Origin of the sequence: Escherichia sp. E14S1, assembly GCF_004211995.1 — a bacterium.
Taxonomy (GTDB): Bacteria; Pseudomonadota; Gammaproteobacteria; order Enterobacterales; family Enterobacteriaceae; genus Escherichia.
On record NZ_RHJQ01000037.1, the window covers coordinates 13,713 to 29,428 of the forward strand.

15 protein-coding genes and 3 pseudogenes are annotated in these 15,716 nt (G+C 45.5%); 9 read left to right on the plus strand and 9 right to left on the minus strand.

Annotated elements, in window-relative coordinates:
• Positions 1 to 18: 18 nt before the first annotated feature.
• On the plus strand, positions 19 to 567 hold the full coding sequence (locus D9734_RS22775; RefSeq protein WP_112886715.1) for a hypothetical protein: 549 nt from the start codon (positions 19 to 21) through the stop codon (positions 565 to 567).
• A gap of 19 nt (positions 568 to 586) precedes the next feature.
• Here D9734_RS22775 and D9734_RS22780 read toward each other — a convergent pair whose 3' ends face one another.
• Positions 587 to 844: an ogr/Delta-like zinc finger family protein gene (locus D9734_RS22780; RefSeq protein WP_112886730.1), complete on the minus strand. Its 258-nt coding sequence runs from the start codon at positions 842 to 844 to the stop codon at positions 587 to 589.
• A 483-nt stretch (positions 845 to 1,327) separates the two neighbouring features.
• Between D9734_RS22780 and D9734_RS22785 the strand changes: the two genes are divergently transcribed.
• The 3 genes and pseudogenes from D9734_RS22785 to D9734_RS22795 form a co-directional block, all read left to right on the plus strand.
• On the plus strand, positions 1,328 to 1,573 hold the full coding sequence (locus D9734_RS22785; RefSeq protein ID WP_052932205.1) for a type II toxin-antitoxin system prevent-host-death family antitoxin: 246 nt from the start codon (positions 1,328 to 1,330) through the stop codon (positions 1,571 to 1,573).
• On the plus strand, positions 1,573 to 1,833 hold the full coding sequence (locus tag D9734_RS22790) for a Txe/YoeB family addiction module toxin (protein WP_112886714.1): 261 nt from the start codon (positions 1,573 to 1,575) through the stop codon (positions 1,831 to 1,833). The genes D9734_RS22785 and D9734_RS22790 overlap by 1 nt, the downstream gene beginning before the upstream one ends.
• 228 nt (positions 1,834 to 2,061) lie before the next feature.
• Positions 2,062 to 2,434 (plus strand): annotated as a pseudogene (locus D9734_RS22795) (tyrosine-type recombinase/integrase); the annotation flags it as partial.
• Positions 2,435 to 2,482: 48 nt separating this feature from the next.
• Here the strand turns inward: D9734_RS22795 and D9734_RS22800 are convergent.
• A complete protein-coding gene (locus D9734_RS22800) occupies positions 2,483 to 2,821 on the minus strand; it encodes a DUF1294 domain-containing protein (protein WP_130210782.1) in 339 nt (112 codons plus the stop codon).
• Between the two features lie 116 nt (positions 2,822 to 2,937).
• Entirely contained in the window at positions 2,938 to 3,612 is a 675-nt protein-coding gene (locus tag D9734_RS22805; protein ID WP_130210784.1) for a TetR/AcrR family transcriptional regulator, read from the minus strand.
• Between the two features lie 144 nt (positions 3,613 to 3,756).
• On the opposite strand from D9734_RS22805, the gene D9734_RS22810 reads away from it, so the two are divergent.
• From D9734_RS22810 to D9734_RS22820, 3 genes are all read left to right on the plus strand, one after another.
• Entirely contained in the window at positions 3,757 to 4,404 is a 648-nt protein-coding gene (locus D9734_RS22810; RefSeq protein WP_130210786.1) for a class I SAM-dependent methyltransferase, read from the plus strand.
• Positions 4,405 to 4,494: 90 nt separating this feature from the next.
• Positions 4,495 to 5,790, plus strand: a complete 1,296-nt coding sequence (locus tag D9734_RS22815; RefSeq protein ID WP_130210788.1) for a PHB depolymerase family esterase — start codon at positions 4,495 to 4,497, stop codon at positions 5,788 to 5,790.
• Between the two features lie 59 nt (positions 5,791 to 5,849).
• A complete protein-coding gene (locus D9734_RS22820; protein ID WP_130210790.1) occupies positions 5,850 to 6,539 on the plus strand; it encodes a tetratricopeptide repeat protein in 690 nt (229 codons plus the stop codon).
• Between the two features lie 113 nt (positions 6,540 to 6,652).
• Here the strand turns inward: D9734_RS22820 and rpmJ are convergent.
• The 4 genes and pseudogenes from rpmJ to D9734_RS22840 form a co-directional block, all read right to left on the minus strand.
• Positions 6,653 to 6,754: pseudogene (gene rpmJ / locus D9734_RS22825) on the minus strand (50S ribosomal protein L36); the annotation flags it as partial.
• A 387-nt stretch (positions 6,755 to 7,141) separates the two neighbouring features.
• The gene (gene ykgR / locus D9734_RS22830; protein WP_064530486.1) at positions 7,142 to 7,243 is read right to left on the minus strand and encodes a small membrane protein YkgR; all 102 of its coding nucleotides are present in this window, start codon (positions 7,241 to 7,243) and stop codon (positions 7,142 to 7,144) included.
• A 329-nt stretch (positions 7,244 to 7,572) separates the two neighbouring features.
• Positions 7,573 to 7,824, minus strand: a complete 252-nt coding sequence (locus D9734_RS22835) for a DUF1471 domain-containing protein (protein ID WP_130210792.1) — start codon at positions 7,822 to 7,824, stop codon at positions 7,573 to 7,575.
• Positions 7,825 to 7,957: 133 nt separating this feature from the next.
• Positions 7,958 to 8,263 carry a hypothetical protein gene (locus tag D9734_RS22840; protein ID WP_130210794.1) on the minus strand — a complete coding sequence of 102 codons (306 nt, stop codon included), beginning with the start codon at positions 8,261 to 8,263 and terminating at the stop codon, positions 7,958 to 7,960.
• Positions 8,264 to 8,382: 119 nt separating this feature from the next.
• On the opposite strand from D9734_RS22840, the pseudogene D9734_RS22845 reads away from it, so the two are divergent.
• Positions 8,383 to 8,856, plus strand: a pseudogene (locus D9734_RS22845) (LysR substrate-binding domain-containing protein); the annotation flags it as partial.
• On the opposite strand, the gene D9734_RS22850 reads toward D9734_RS22845, so the two are convergent.
• Positions 8,853 to 9,842 (minus strand): aldo/keto reductase, encoded by a 990-nt coding sequence (locus D9734_RS22850; protein ID WP_130210796.1) that lies wholly within the window; start codon positions 9,840 to 9,842, stop codon positions 8,853 to 8,855. The pseudogene D9734_RS22845 and the gene D9734_RS22850 overlap by 4 nt on opposite strands.
• A gap of 26 nt (positions 9,843 to 9,868) precedes the next feature.
• Positions 9,869 to 10,720 (minus strand): aldo/keto reductase, encoded by an 852-nt coding sequence (locus tag D9734_RS22855; RefSeq protein ID WP_130210798.1) that lies wholly within the window; start codon positions 10,718 to 10,720, stop codon positions 9,869 to 9,871.
• A gap of 565 nt (positions 10,721 to 11,285) precedes the next feature.
• Here D9734_RS22855 and fdeC point away from each other — a divergent pair.
• The gene (fdeC, locus tag D9734_RS22860) at positions 11,286 to 15,539 is read left to right on the plus strand and encodes an inverse autotransporter adhesin FdeC (RefSeq protein ID WP_130210800.1); all 4,254 of its coding nucleotides are present in this window, start codon (positions 11,286 to 11,288) and stop codon (positions 15,537 to 15,539) included.
• Positions 15,540 to 15,716 lie beyond the last annotated feature (177 nt).

The following is a 15,716-nucleotide window of genomic DNA, read 5'->3' on the forward strand; positions in this document are numbered from 1 at the left end:
AACATCAAAGGTGAAGAAATGAGCATCAAGAAACGTCCTGATGGAAAATGGCTGGTAGATATCCGCCCCAATGGGCGGAACGGGAAACGCGTTAGGCGTGTTTTTATGCTTAAGCGTGAGGCTGAAAGTTTCATAAGATATACAAAGTGGCGAGCAATGCAGTCTGAACCCACAAGAACAATCAAACCAGCATTTGAATATTATACCCTTTATGAAGCGTGTGAAATCTGGTGGCGTTTAGTGGGTCATACAAGAATTAACGCAGAAACTGAAAAGCGTCAGCTTGAAAAGACTATCAGGCAAATGGGGAATCCTTATGTTATGGAACTTAAATATACACAATTAATTCAATTTGTAATGTTACGATTATATTCATGCAATAAATATGTTTCTATTCGGCGTGATCTTTACAGGCTGTCAGGTATGTTTCGTGATCTGATAAAAATAGGTGAATATAATTCTAACCCCATGAAAGGGGTTGGTTCATTAATGAACGAATGTAACCGACGTTTAGCCATACACGTTAGCAATCCTTGCTGGGTTCAATGGTGGAGAGGGGTAAAATAAATGGGAGTAATAAGTGATATCAGTTTTGAAGCAATTCTTTTATCATTGTTTTTTGTTCCGGCGTCATCATGTCAATCATTGTTTTTACTGCTTTCTCCCCAGTCAGCGCGCTGGGGCTTAGCGTATGGGAGAACGTCATATTCATAACGAAGGTATGCCCACATTCAACATTATTACAGGCACAATACATATCAGACAGGTGTGGATGCTTGCGTACTGTCTTTTTTGTTGTTGAATTACTTCCACACTCAGGACAAACAATTTTATGGCTGCGCATAATAATCACCACTCGTAAAAGGCGCATTATTATACCACTATTTGCATTAAACAAAAAAAGAAGTTGATATAAATTATCAATAATATCATCGTATTATGTTATTCCATTCTTTCCTTGCTTTTATCTTAGTGTCACGTAATTTGATTTTTTTTTATTTTAATTTTCATGTGGTTACGTTATTTTTGTTAAAGATTGAATTTTACGAAGACTGAAATTACTGAAATCCTTTGCAATTGATTGCATTTTTTTCAGTCTCAAATTTCATGTAAAACCCCGTTTAACGCCTGTTCTGGCGGTTCTTTCCTGCAATTTTCCAAACTGAAAAAATTCTCACTACGTAAACACCGTGGGCGTGCGGGTGAGCGCGGTTTTGGTCCCGCTGGCGTTTGCGTCGTAACAAGTCAGAAACATACAACCACATGTACAACTAGCTGTACATATGCAATACTTACGACGTAATAACTTGGCGGACGGAAAAACACTATGCAACACGTAAACTATACCGATGCTCGACAGCATTTAGCTGACCTGATGCAGCAGGCTAATGATGATCGTGCCCCAATCCTGGTTACGCGTAAGGGTGCTAAAAGCGTAGTAATGATCGATGCGGAAGAGTTCGCATCGATTCAGGAAACGTTACACCTGTTCAGTAACCCGGCGAACGCCGCACACATTGAAGCCAGCCTTGCATCGCTCGAACGCGGCGATTATGAGGAACTGGACATTTAATGAAAGTCAGGATATCCCCGCAGGCAAAAGGCGATCTTCAGTACTGGGCTGAGAATGACCCAAAGACGTATAACAAGGTAATGGAGCTAATCAAATCGGCTAAGGAAAGCCCCTTCAAGGGGATAGGGAAGCCGGAGGCGCTAAAGCATCGTAAGCCGCTTTGGTCACGTCGAATCACGAAAGAACATCGCCTGGTGTATTACGTTGAGCAAGGCGATCTGTACATTGTTGCTTGTCGCTATCACTACACCACGATTTAAACAGCTTTTCCCTGGCTGGCGGGTTTACCTTAACTTTGCCAGCCCTGTTCGACCACCCGTAGCTCTCTCCCAAATACAGTATAAAAAGCAATCAACTATTGTGAACGTAAAAGCGCATGGGGGTACAATTGGGGGTATGTTGGTTATCCATTATGTAATAAATTCATAATAAACATGGCGTTATATTGCATGTTTAACTCTTATTATCCTTTCAAACTCTTCCCAAGTCTATCTAAGTCAATTGACCCCGCACATACTACAGCTCACTGCCCGTTCCTTATCTTCCATTATCAACCGTATTTTCTTTAATGCGTTATCTGGTTACACAGGTAGTCCGCTGGTTGTTTTGGGGGCGAGATTGTTGATTATTACAGGTGTTCGAACCGGAGAGTGGAGAGCGGCGCTCTGGAGCGAATTCAACCTCGATAAAGCGATATGGGAGATCCCTGCGCAACGGATGAAAATGAGGCGACCACATATTGTTCCGCTTTCAATTCAGGCAATTACAATACTCAAAACGCTTCAGATAATGACAGGAAATTATCCTCTAGTGTTTCCTGGACGTAAGGATCCAAATAAGTGCATGAGTAAAGCGCCGGTGAAATAGCATGGAGCTACTGCCTGTAACTCCCGGAGCGGATACCGGGTTTTATGGTTGATACAATTCATATATCACAACTGACAGGATCATCACGTTCAATACGACGCTGATTGCGAAGTAGGTTCTGAATGGCTGTTTCTGTGTTTTATGTCGAAAGACCTGTTGACCAATAATTGCACCAACCCAACCTCCGACAAAGCCAAACACCAGCAGAGTTGCTTCTGGCACTCTGCGCCAGCCTCTACGTGCAGCCAGCTTATCAGTACCATAAATTACCAGGGTGAGCAGGTTTACGCATGTAACCCACGCAGCAAAAGGCTCCGCCAGTAACACACTGCTGGCAGCCGTTAAAAGGAGGAGCAAATAGCAAAAACGATTCAGATTCATGGCGTATTTTAGTCATACCAGGCATGCGCTTGCTATCATTTTTGTATATCTCCCTAAACGGAATGGACTCAATTTTGGGGATTATGATGTTGTGTAAGTATCCCGCATAATCGTGGCTAGTTTTTGTTGACCACTTCAATCCCTTGTATAACAGTTTCGATACGCTCTTTTATTTCCTCAAGTTGTTGCTGACGACCTTCAGGTGTTAATGTCTGATCTTCGTTAACATCCAAAACCCATCGACGAGGAAGCAATGCGCCAAAAACAATATCCATTAGCATTCCAGCGCAATTACCCGTATTTTTAACAGCAATACGCCCTTGAGCTTGCTGAATATCCAGCCATTCGATTAACAGTTCTCTTGAGCGAAGCGTTTTAGTGGCATATAAATAGTCTGAAAGCTCTGGAAAGAGAATTGATTCACGTGTCATTAATTTTAAGAGTGCTTCTCTCTCTTTAGCTTCTTCTTGACTTATATCTAATCGGAATATACGAAACAGAGTTTCATTAATGGGGAGCATCTCGTTTTCCGGTCTTGGGAGATCGAGGAACAGGGCTTTATATTCTTTAATTACTTCAGAAAAAATTTCCTTCTTATTACTGAATACCTCATAAATTGTTCTTTTTGATACTTTTGCCCGACGAGCAATTTCTGTGGTTGAGGTTTGGGCAAAACCAAGCTCAATGAAGGCACTATACGCGCCAATAACTATCGCTTTCTTACGCTCATCAAGCCCCGCACTTTTAGGTCTTCCCCGTCGCACCGGCGTCCTCACTTCGCTCTTGTTCATCAAAATATTTACTCCTGCATTCATTTTTGGTACTTGACCAGTACCAAAAATGGTATCACTATACCAACAACATAAGCAATGATCATAACATGGTGTATGAAAACAACCAGGTAACATCACTTCATAAAATACAGGTCCTTATTTATGAGTCGATTAAATAATAGTATCTGCCCCATTCGTGATCCCCAGGTTATACGTGTTCTGGAACGCATGAATAATGAACGCAAACATCCCCCGCAGGAACTGTTTCGCGAAGCTCCGGCACTTGATCCTGAAAAATTTTCCAGTTATGGCTTTTCCATAGCCCCAGAACAGGGGGAACTTATCTACTTACTGTGCCGGGCAATGAAAGCCACTCGCGTTGTGGACTTTGCAACTTCTGTAGGTATGTCAGCGCTCTATTTTGCCGCTGCGATGAAAGATAATGGTGGCGGACTGGTGATTGGTTCTGAAATGGTACGGGAAAAGGCTGAAGTCGCGTCTCGAAATCTGGCAGAGGCAGGTCTTACGTCTTTTGTTGATATTCGTGTCGGTGATGCGAGAGAAACGCTGAAAGATCTCGGGGGTCCTGTCGATTTTATTCTTATTGATGGTTTCCCTCTTGCGGATGGCCCAAGCCTCGCTCGTAAGGTTACTGAGATCGTTGCGCCACAGTTACGAGTAGGAGGATATATATTAAATGATAACGCAGAACCGGATTTTTTATCTTATGTTCGTGATCCACAGAATGGTTTTATTTCTATAATATTGCCGATAAAACGAGGTACAGAGTTAGCACTGAAGATAAGTTAAATACAAGCACGAATGATAAAGTTGAAAAAATATAGTCCTGGTATCATGCTGATATTTATTTAGTTTTTATCAAAAGTAAAGAGGGCATTTATGCCGACGCGCAGAGAGTTTTTAATTAAAAGTATTGCGGGTGCTTTAGTTGTTTCAATGCCTCGCATTGTATTCGCAAACACAAACAACAAGGCAATAAAGGCTACAGCTATTACACAAGTTTTTGGTGACGGAGTTCGACTTATTGCGATAGCTGTAGAATTTGAAAAGCCTATAAATAAGGAAGAACTTTCGTCAACAGAGTTTAGCGTAAAAAATTATCATATCAATAAAGTGTTTATCAGTCAGTCAACAGCTTTGGTTGGGGCAAAATCAGGTAAGTACGCGATTCTTGAACTGGACCACAGCAAACCACAAAATGAATGGCAAGAAACTATAACGGACCCAACAATACAAAAAGCAGTTCCCAAACAAGGGCAAGGTAAACCCTCCTGGGTTGCAGGAGAAAAACTAAACCAAACTATTAGATATAAAGATGCATCTGCAACTGTGATTACACAAAATACCACGCTGGAAACTAACGCCGTTTCAAATCTGGTGGTCGATAGTTTTAGACAAGGTAAATATAAAGACAATGAAAGCGGAAAAATACTAGAATATAATTTCTTTATTCCTGAAGAGCAAAATAAAGTATTACCATTGGTTCTTTTTATGCATGATGCAGGGGCTACCAGTGCACAAATAACAACGACTCTGTTTCAGGGGCTAGGCGCAGTAATTTGGGCAGAACCGGAACAACAACTGAAACGTCCCTGCTATGTTTTAGCTCCTCAGTATAATGAAATCATTGCTGATGATGACTGGCGTACATCTACGTTGCTTGATACAACAATAAATCTTGTTCAGTCTTTGATGAAAGAATATAAAATAGATCCTGAACGTATTTATGTTACTGGTCAGTCAGGGGGATGTATGCTGGCCATCGCTATGAATATCAAATATCCTGACTTTTTCACAGCGAGTTACCTGGTTGCAGGAAAATGGGATGCGGAACAGGTTGCTCCAATAGCTAAAAACAAATTGTGGTTTATGGCCTCAGAAGATGATGCAGGGGCTTTTCCCAGCTTCAACGCGATTACTGAACGTCTTGAGCAGTTTGGGGGAAAAGTTTCTCGTGCAGCATGGAATGGTCAATGGGACCCTGAACAATATCGATTTGCTGCCGACACATTGTTTGAAGAACAAAGTAATATCCGTTATACCGTTTTTATAAAAGACAGTGTATTTGATGAATACTCTTCGCGAGAAGGTGCCAGCGGGCATCGTAACACATGGCGTATTGCTTACAGCATAGAACCAGTTCGTGAATGGTTATTTAACCAACGCAAACAATAAAGTGTAGGCCAGACTGTCATCAGGTATCGTGTTGGCAGTCATTTTTACCGAGAGACAGAATGAAGGCGTTATTATTTGTAATTCTATTTTTTTCTGCATCTGTATATGCAGATACTCCACCAAAAATGAATTTTGATGAAATAATCACGCGCTCTGCTCAGGGAGATGCAGAAGCGCAAGCCAGATTGGGGGAAGCATACCTGAATGGAAACTACAATCAAACGGTGAATTATACTGAGTCTTTTAAATGGTTGACGAAATCAGCAGCCAGCGGAAACCCCCGCGCGAAACTGGATTTAGGGATTTTATATCTTAATGGATATGGCGTACCGTTTGATTATGCAAAAGCCTTAAGCCTTTTTGAGCAAGCTGACCAGGCGGGAGAAATGAAAGCTGCACGTTATCTTGGGATTATTTATGAAAGAGGATTAGGCGTTCCTCAGAATTATAATAAAGCGGCGAAATATTATAAGAAAGGCGATAAAAATAATGATATTACGGCGCAGTATCGTCTGGCTAAACTTTATGAACAAGGTTATGGTGTAAAACGCGATTATCAAAAAGCGATAAACCTTTATCTTAAACATATCAGCAGAATGGATCATATCACTGCTCCCAGTTTTGTGGCTTTAGGTGATATTTATTCTTTGGGATTGGGCGTAGAGAAAAATCCACAACTGGCTAAAAAATGGTATCAAAAAGCGGTTGATGCGGCTCATACACAGCATCAGCAGGTAGCAAGCCATTAATGAGTAAGAAGATACGTTTGCAGGAAAGTTAATGCTGGCGCACTGAATACACCAGCGTTAATCAGGCATGATTATGCAGCCAGCCAGGTGTCGTTGAACCTTCAAACTCAGAGTTAACACTTTTTCTTGCGCCTCTGAACAGCCTTAAAGCGGGGATTAGATTTGCAAATGACATATAGCCGTCCTTTTCGCTTCATAATCTGACAGTCTGGATATGTGGGATTCCCGCAGCTAACTGAACGTGCCGGAAGTGAGAGATGTTGTTGGCTATCGTTGGTGACGGAACTATTCAGTAGCCGAACTGCTGATTTATGTCACTACCCGCTGATCGGTATGAACGCATTGAGAATGTGGGTGAGCCTTGCTTTACCGGCTGATTATTTATCACGCAGCCAAAGTAACAATTTGGTGAACCAACATGCGCATTGGGTAACTAAAATGCTGACTCAATGCGCAATCTCTTTTAGTGCGGCACAAATACGGTTTCTTTAAACTTCCCTTCGAAACCGTACGAATATCCTTCCCCACTGGCATAACTCTTACAAAGTAGGTGGAGGATACATATTTTAAATATCACCTAAGGGAATTGTTTTTAGATGTAATTAATAGTAATGGAGGAATAAATAAGCATATTCTACAACTGCAACCAAAACAACAATATTAATCAGCTTATTACTGATTTCTTGTATCTTATTCTCTTTCATTGCTATTTCCTCGCTTTAAAAAAGAGCGCACCTCATAAGCGCCTCTTATATAGATAACGAGTTTGGTCAACCAATTTTTTGAACTGTATCACAAATTTGGAAAGATGTATTACATCAATTATTACTAATCGCACACAAGTGATCCATAGTCTACGCTGAGATTGGCCCTGAGGATTACGCTGCTCTCCTTGTATGATCCCCGCATAATTGTGCTATTCACACTTAGAAATGTACCGTGTTTACAATCTGCTGAGACTGCATTTTCGTCGTAAGGACAAGCCATGGAACCGATGCTCATGATAAACAGTCCATGGCACATCATTTACTATTTACTTATAGATTTCAGCAACTCCGTGCAGTTTGTTATTCCCCGTGGTAGACAGGATTTTGAACGACGTTGCTCCTTGCTCATCAGCCTTACGAGAAAGCGCATTCGATAACTCATCAAGCGTCAAGGCATTGCTGGCTGAGATTACACCAATCTTTTCTTTGCCATCTGTATGATTAATTTCTTGCGCTGCAAATGCAACATTCACCGAAATAAAGCCCATGACTAATGTAGTAACAAGTAGTGTTTTCATAACTAATACCTAATCTAAGTTATATGTTTGAAAATGAATTAATATAGGAGAGAACGTCTCTTTCCTGATAATTGTACAGATTAAAGCTGTCATAATACTGACCGCTATATGATAAAATTGTCATATTTTAAAATTAGTTAACCTTGGTGTGCAGATTCAGGTCATTAATAATACATTCAGGTTCTTCACGCAGAGGCATATTGTCTATATCGAAAACCCCATCGTTTTTTTGAGGATTATCACTCTGCAGGTTTGCAAACAGAGGGGGCAGATCCTGCTGCGCTTCTCCTCGTTCTGCGACCAGTTCGAATGTTTTATTTTTAGCGGCGTCGTTGCTCAGGGTACTGACCAGAGCTACGGGCTGATGACCCATTGCAATAGCGGTATTTACTACATGAATACCGATGCATCCTGTTGCTCCTGCAACGAGTATTTTCATAGTAAACCTCATGATAATTAATCTTTATTTTCGATACATACAGATTATCAATTATCATAATTGTCAGTAATGTGGCTAAAATAATTGTATCTATGAACGCCCTTCATGAGTGCGCTTTGAAAAGTGTGGATAAGGATATGATTGCAGTGCGGATTGGACCAGAGATGCGGATGGCCGTGGTGGGGGCACCGGAGTATTTTGCCGCTAACGCCTTACCTGAAACGCCTCACGAGCTACAAAATCATCGCAGCATCAATATGCGTTTGCCAACCGCCGGTGGGCTTTACCACTGGGAGTTCGAGCGAGAAGGGAAACTACTTCGCGTCAAGGTTGAGGGGCAACTGACGTGTAGCCCATTGCCAGTAAGAATTGATGCCGCGTTATCAGGGTTTGGGATCGCTTTCTCTGAAGATATGGTTCAGAAGTATATAAAGTCAGGCAAGCTTATTCAGGTGTTGCAGGAGTGGTGTCCAACTTTTCCAGGATATTACCTTTACTACCCCAGCCACAAGCAGCATCCGCCAGCTTTTGCGCTGTTGATCGTATTCAGAGTAACGGGTCCACATTTTGTTGTGGACCCGTTTGGGCATTAACGGCCTACGCGTGCCTGGTGCTCAGGCGAGTAACGTTCACCGACGATTTTAATTGTTTCCAGTGCCTCGGTTATCTGCTGCGTATCATTGCGCGAAAGAACAATGTCGACAGCACCCAGGTTTTCTTCCAGTCGGTGCAGTTTAGTGGTGCCAGGGATGGGTACAATCCATGGCTTTTGTGCTAACAGCCATGCCAGTGCGATTTGTGCAGATGTTACCCCTTTCTCCGCGGCCAGTTCACCTAACAAGGTGACCAGTTTTTCATTGGCTTCAATAGATTGTGCCGCGAAACGCGGTACGGTGCTACGGTAATCATCCTTGCCGAAAGTGGTTCCTGGCTTAATCGACCCCGTCAGGAAACCTTTACCTAGTGGGCTGAAGGGTACAAAACCAATCCCCAGTTCCTCCAGCAGCGGCAGAATTTCCTGTTCAGGCTCACGCCACCACATGGAATATTCGCTTTGCAGGGCGGTGACAGGTTGTACCGCATGTGCACGACGAATGGTTTGTGCTCCCGCTTCAGACAGGCCGAAATGTTTGACCTTACCTTCTGCAATTAGGTCTTTCACCGTTCCTGCAACATCTTCAATAGGAACATCCGGATCAACACGGTGTTGATACAGAAGGTCAATGACATCAGTCTTAAGACGGCGTAATGAGCCTTCAACGGCTTCACGGATATGCTCCGGGCGGCTGTTTAAAATCTGCTGCTTATTATCATCGCCGAAGGTAAAACCGAATTTAGTGGCAATCACCACACGGTCACGAAACGGTTTTAAGGCTTCGCCGACCACTTCTTCATTCAGATACGGACCATACACTTCGGCGGTATCGAAGAAGGTGACGCCACGTTCAACCGCAGCACGAATAAGTTCGATAGCCTGACGGGTATCGGTCGCCGGGCCGTAGCCGTGGCTTAAGCCCATGCAACCGAGCCCAAGGGCGGAGACTTCGAGTCCGGATTTACCCAGATAACGTTTTTGCATTGAATGAATACCTCTTTTATCGCGGCTTAAACATCAAGTTTGCGGCCAGTCAGCCATTCCACCATTGCGGGATCGCGGTGAGAGAAGAACGCGCTGGTTGCGGTATCCAGGGCGGTAATTTGCAGCATATCTTCAGGGCTGAGTTCAAAATCGAGAATGTTGATGTTCTCTTCCATGCGTTCTTTTCGCACTGATTTTGCCAGTGAAACAATGCCTCGTTGGTAGATCCAGCGCAGAACAACCTGGCCCACGCTTTTGCCATACTTCGCGCCGATTGCCGTGAGAACAGGATGCTGGAACAGACCATTTTTCCCTTCCGCAAACGGTGCCCAGGCTTCTGGCTGAATGCCACGACTTTGCATCCACGGAACGGCCTGTAATTGCTGGTTGAAGGGGTTAACTTCAATCTGGTTTACCGCCGGAACGACTTTATTAAAGGCGATAAGGTCAGCCAGTCGGTCAGGATGGAAGTTACTGACGCCAATAGCGCGGATCTTGCCTGCCTGTTGCAGTTCTTCCATGGCGCGCCAGGCACCGTGGACATCACCGTATGGCTGGTGAATCAAATACAGGTCAACGTAATCAAGTTGCAACCGATTCAGAGAGCGTTCGAACTGGGCTTTGGCTCCTTCATAACTGGTATCCTGCAACCAGAGTTTGGTGGTGACAAAGAGTTCGTTACGGGCGATACCGCTTTGTTTCAGTGCGTTCCCGACCTGGGTTTCATTTTGATAGGAGGCGGCGGTATCAATCAGTCGATAACCGGTGTTAATAGCGTCAATGACCGCTCTTTCGCATTCGGCGGCATCGGTCATCTGAAATACACCAAAGCCCAGCAGGGGCATTTCAATACCGTTGTTCAGTTTTACTTTTTGCATGGTGTTATCCTTCCGTTATCGTTCATGAGAAGCATAACGTAAAGGGAAGAGCTCGATTAGACGGCAGGATCTGTCAGGGGTTATGAACGAAATTCATAAATCTGTTTGAGTGTTGAGATGAGTCGTGCAAGTTCGATATCCCCGGAATTTACAGTCTGATGAAGGAAAATGAATATCCATAAAAAATATATTGGTTTATCCTGGCGTATATACCTACTTCGACGTATTGCCAATCGTGATAAATTAAAGGCAGGTCATTATTATTCACTCTGAATAATGAATTATTCACTGTCCGCAGACTAAGAAATATAACTTAGATATCTATTTAATGACTTGCACAAAAAGCTAAATTTTCACCCATAAATAAAAATATAATCCCGCGCCCAACCACCTGATGAGTGGCTACAGGCACTGGATATATTAGGTGGCGGTGTACTTTCTTACATAAAGGTATTTCCTTTTCTGCGGAAAAGGAAACCGGGAAATTCCCGGTTTTTCTGACAAGCGGACGCCATTATTTGTGTCTGCCTATGTTCGTTAATTCGTTCATCAGGAAATTATCTCAATGTCACGTTATAAAACAGGTCATAAACAACCACGATTTCGTTATTCAGTTCTGGCCCGCTGCGTGGCGTGGGCAAATATCTCTGTTCAAGTTCTTTTTCCACTCGCAGTCACCTTTACGCCGGTAATGGCGGCACGTGCGCAGAATGCGGTTCAGCCACGGTTGAGCTTGGAAAATACCACGGTAACTGCTGATAATAATGTGGAGAAAAATGTCGCGTCGTTTGCCGCAAATGCCGGGACATTTTTGAGTAGTCAGCCAGATAGCGATGCGACACGTAATTTTATTACCGGGATGGCCACCACTAAAGCTACCCAGGAAATCCAGGAGTGGCTCGGAAAATATGGTACTGCGCGCGTCAAACTGAATGTCGATAAAGATTTCTCGCTGAAGGATTCTTCGCTGGAAATGCTTTATCCGATTTATGATACACCGACAAATATGTTGTTCACTCAAGGGGCAATACATCGTACAGACGATCGTACTCAGTCAAATATTGGTTTTGGCTGGCGTCATTTTTCAGGAAATGACTGGATGGCAGGGGTGAACACCTTTATCGACCATGATTTATCCCGTAGTCATACCCGCATTGGTGTTGGTGCGGAATACTGGCGCGATTATCTGAAACTGAGCGCCAATGGTTATATCCGCGCTTCTGGCTGGAAAAAATCGCCGGATATTGAGGATTATCAGGAACGCCCGGCGAATGGTTGGGATATCCGCGCAGAGGGCTATTTACCTGCCTGGCCGCAGCTTGGCGCAAGCCTGATGTATGAACAGTATTATGGCGATGAAGTCGGGCTGTTTGGTAAAGATAAGCGCCAGAAAGACCCGCATGCTATTTCTGCCGAGGTGACCTATACGCCAGTGCCTCTTCTGACACTGAGCGCCGGGCATAAGCAGGGCAAGAGCGGTGAGAATGACACTCGCTTTGGCCTGGAAGTTAACTACCGAATTGGCGAACCTTTGGCGAAACAACTCGATACGGATAGCATTCGCGAGCGTCGGGTACTGGCAGGCAGCCGCTATGACCTGGTTGAGCGTAATAACAATATCGTTCTTGAGTATCGCAAATCTGAAGTGATCCGTATTGCTCTGCCTGAGCGCATTGAAGGTAAGGGCGGGCAGACGGTTTCCCTGGGGCTTGTGGTGAGCAAAGCAACTCACGGTCTGAAAAATGTTCAATGGGAAGCGCCATCTTTGCTGGCCGCAGGCGGAAAAATTACCGGGCAGGGTAATCAGTGGCAAGTGACGCTCCCGGCTTATCAGGCAGGCAAAAACAATTATTATGCGATTTCTGCGGTTGCCTACGATAACAAAGGCAATGCCTCAAAACGCGTGCAGACAGAGGTGGTCATTACCGGAGCAGGTATGAGTGCCGAGCGCACGGCGTTAACGCTTGACGGTCAGAGCCGTATCCAAATGCTTGCTAACGGTAGTGAGCAAAAGCCACTGGTGCTTTCTCTGCGCGACGCCGAGGGGCAGCCAGTCACGGGTATGAAAGATCAGATCAAGTCTGAGCTGACGTTCAAGCCAGCTGGAAATATTGTGACTCGTACCCTGAAGGCCACTAAATCACAGGCACAGCCAACACTGAGTGAGTTCACCGAAACTGAAGCTGGGGTGTACCAGTCTGTCTTTACTACCGGAACGCAATCAGGTGAGGCAACGATTACGGTTAGCGTTGATGGCATGAGCAAAACCGTCACTGCAGAATTGCGCGCCACGATGATGGATGTGTCGAAGTCTACTCTGAGCGTGAATGAATCTTCAGGAGACGTGGTTGCCGATGGTCAGCAATCCCACACGCTGACGCTGACTGCGGTGGATACTGATGGTAACCCGGTGACGGGAGAGGCCAGCCGCTTGCGATTTGTTCCGCAGGATAGCAGCGGTGTCACCATTGGTACCATTTCGGAGATAAAACCAGGCGTTTACAGCGCTACGGTTTCTTCGACCCGTGCCGGAAACATTGTTGTGCGTGCCTTTAGCGAGCAGTATCAGTTGGGCTCATTGCAACAAACGCTGAAGTTTGTCGCCGGGCCGCTTGATGCAGCACATTCGACCATCACCCTGAATCCAGAAAAACCGGTGGTTGGCGGTACGCTTACGGCAATCTGGGCGGCAAAAGATGCCAATGGCAACTCTGTAACTGGCCTCAATCCTGATGCACCATCATTATCGGGCGCAGCCGCTGCGGGTTCTAAGGCATCAGGCTGGACGGATAATGGCGACGGGACCTGGACCGCGCAGATTTCTCTCGGCACTACGGCGGGTGAATTAGTGGTTATGCCGAAGCTCAATGGACAGGACGCGGCAGCTAGTGCGGCTAAAGTGACCGTGGTGGCTGATGCTTTATCTTCAGGCCAGTCGACAGTCTCTGTGGCAAAAGATCACGTAAAAGCAGGAGAAAGCACAACCGTGACGCTTATTGCAAAAGATGCGCATGGCAACGCTATCAGCGGCCTTTCCCTGTCGGCAACCCTGACAGGTGTTGCATCTGCAGGGGCGACGGTATCCAACTGGACCGAGCAAGGCGATGGTTCCTATGTCGCTACGCTGACCGCAGGCGGAAAGACTGGTGAGCTTCTTGTCATGCCGCTATTCAACGGCCAGCCAGCAGCCACCGATGCTGCGCGGTTGACTGTCGTCGCCGGGGATATGTCATCAGCGAACTCTACGCTTGTTGCGGATAATGATGCTCCGACCGTCAAAGCGACGACGGAACTCACCTTCACCGCGAAGGATGCGTACGGGAACCTTGTCACCGGGCTGAAGCCAGATGCACCGCAGTTTAGTGGTGCCGCCAGCACGGGGTCAGTGAGACCTTCAACAGGAGACTGGACAGAAACAAGTAATGGGGTCTATGTGGCGACCTTAACTCTGGGCTCTGCCGCGGGTCAGTTGTCTGTGATGCCGCGAGTGAACGGCCAAAATGCCGTTGCTCAGCCACTGGTGCTGAATGTTGCAGGTGACGCATCTAAGGCTGAGATACGTGATATGACGGTGAAGGTTGATAACCAAGTGGCTAATGGACAGTCTGCTAACCAGGTAACCCTGACCGTTGTGGACAACTATGGCAACCCGTTGCAGGGACAAAATGTGACGCTGACTCTGCCGGAAGGAGTGACCAGCAAGACGGGGAATACGGTAACAACCGATGCGGCAGGTAAAGCCGACATTGAGCTGATGTCAACGGTTGCCGGGGAACACAGCATCACGGCCTCAGTGAATAATACTCAGAAGACGGCTACGGTGAAATTTAAAGCGGATTTCAGTACCGGTCAGGCGACCCTGGAGGTTGATGGCGCTGATCCAAAAGTGGCAAACGACAAAGATGCCTTTACGCTGACGGCAACGGTTAAGGATCAATACGGCAACATTCTTCCTGGCGCTGTGGTCGTCTTTAATCTGCCTCGGGGCGTCAAACCGTTTGCAGACGGTAATATCATGGTGAACGCCAACGAGGAGGGTAAAGCGGTACTGAAAGTGGTTTCCGTGACTGCCGGAACGTATGAGGTCACGGCGTCGGCAGGAAATGACAAGCCTTCGGATGCGCAGACTATAACGTTTGTGGCCGATAAAGCTACCGCAACCGTCTCCGGTATCGAGGTGATTGGCAACTATGCATTGGCGGACGGCAAAGCCAAACAGACGTATAAAGTTACGGTGACTGATGCCAATAACAACCTGCTGAAAGATAGCGACGTGACGCTGACTGCCAGCCCGGCGAAGTTAGTTCTGGATCCGTCTGGCACAGCGAAAACTAATGAGCAAGGACAGGCTATTTTCACCGCCACGACCACTGTCGCAGCGAAATATACACTCACGGCGCAAGTGGAACAGGCCGACGGTCAGGTATCGACGAAAACTGCCGAATCTAAATTCGTCGCGGATGATAAAAACGCGGAGCTCGTCGCAACATCTAATGTAGATTCTCTGGTGGCGGATGGGGTACAGACCGCAACAATGACGGTTACCCTGTTCTCGGCAAACAATCCCGTAGGAGGAACTATGTGGGTCGACATTGAGGCTCCGAAAGGGGTGACGGAGAAGGATTATAAGTTCCTGCCGTCGAAGGCTGACCATTTCTCGAGCGGGAAAATTACGCGTACATTTAGTACCAGCAAGCCAGGTGTCTATACGTTCACATTTAACGCCCTGACGTATGGCGGGTACGAAATGAAGCCTGTGAAGGTGACAATTAAAGCCGAGGCTGCAGATACTGAAAAAGGCGAGGAGGAGATGCCATAATTTGAATAGTATGAACGTTACGATCTAATAAAAAATAATGGTGTTGACATGTTCAACGCCATTATTCACTGAATACCTGGCCTGATACTGATTAAACAGTAGCAGGCCAGGATAAAACTCAATAAGACATAGCGACAAACTAAACCGGACGAACGGGGGAGCCTGTACATCATTCTG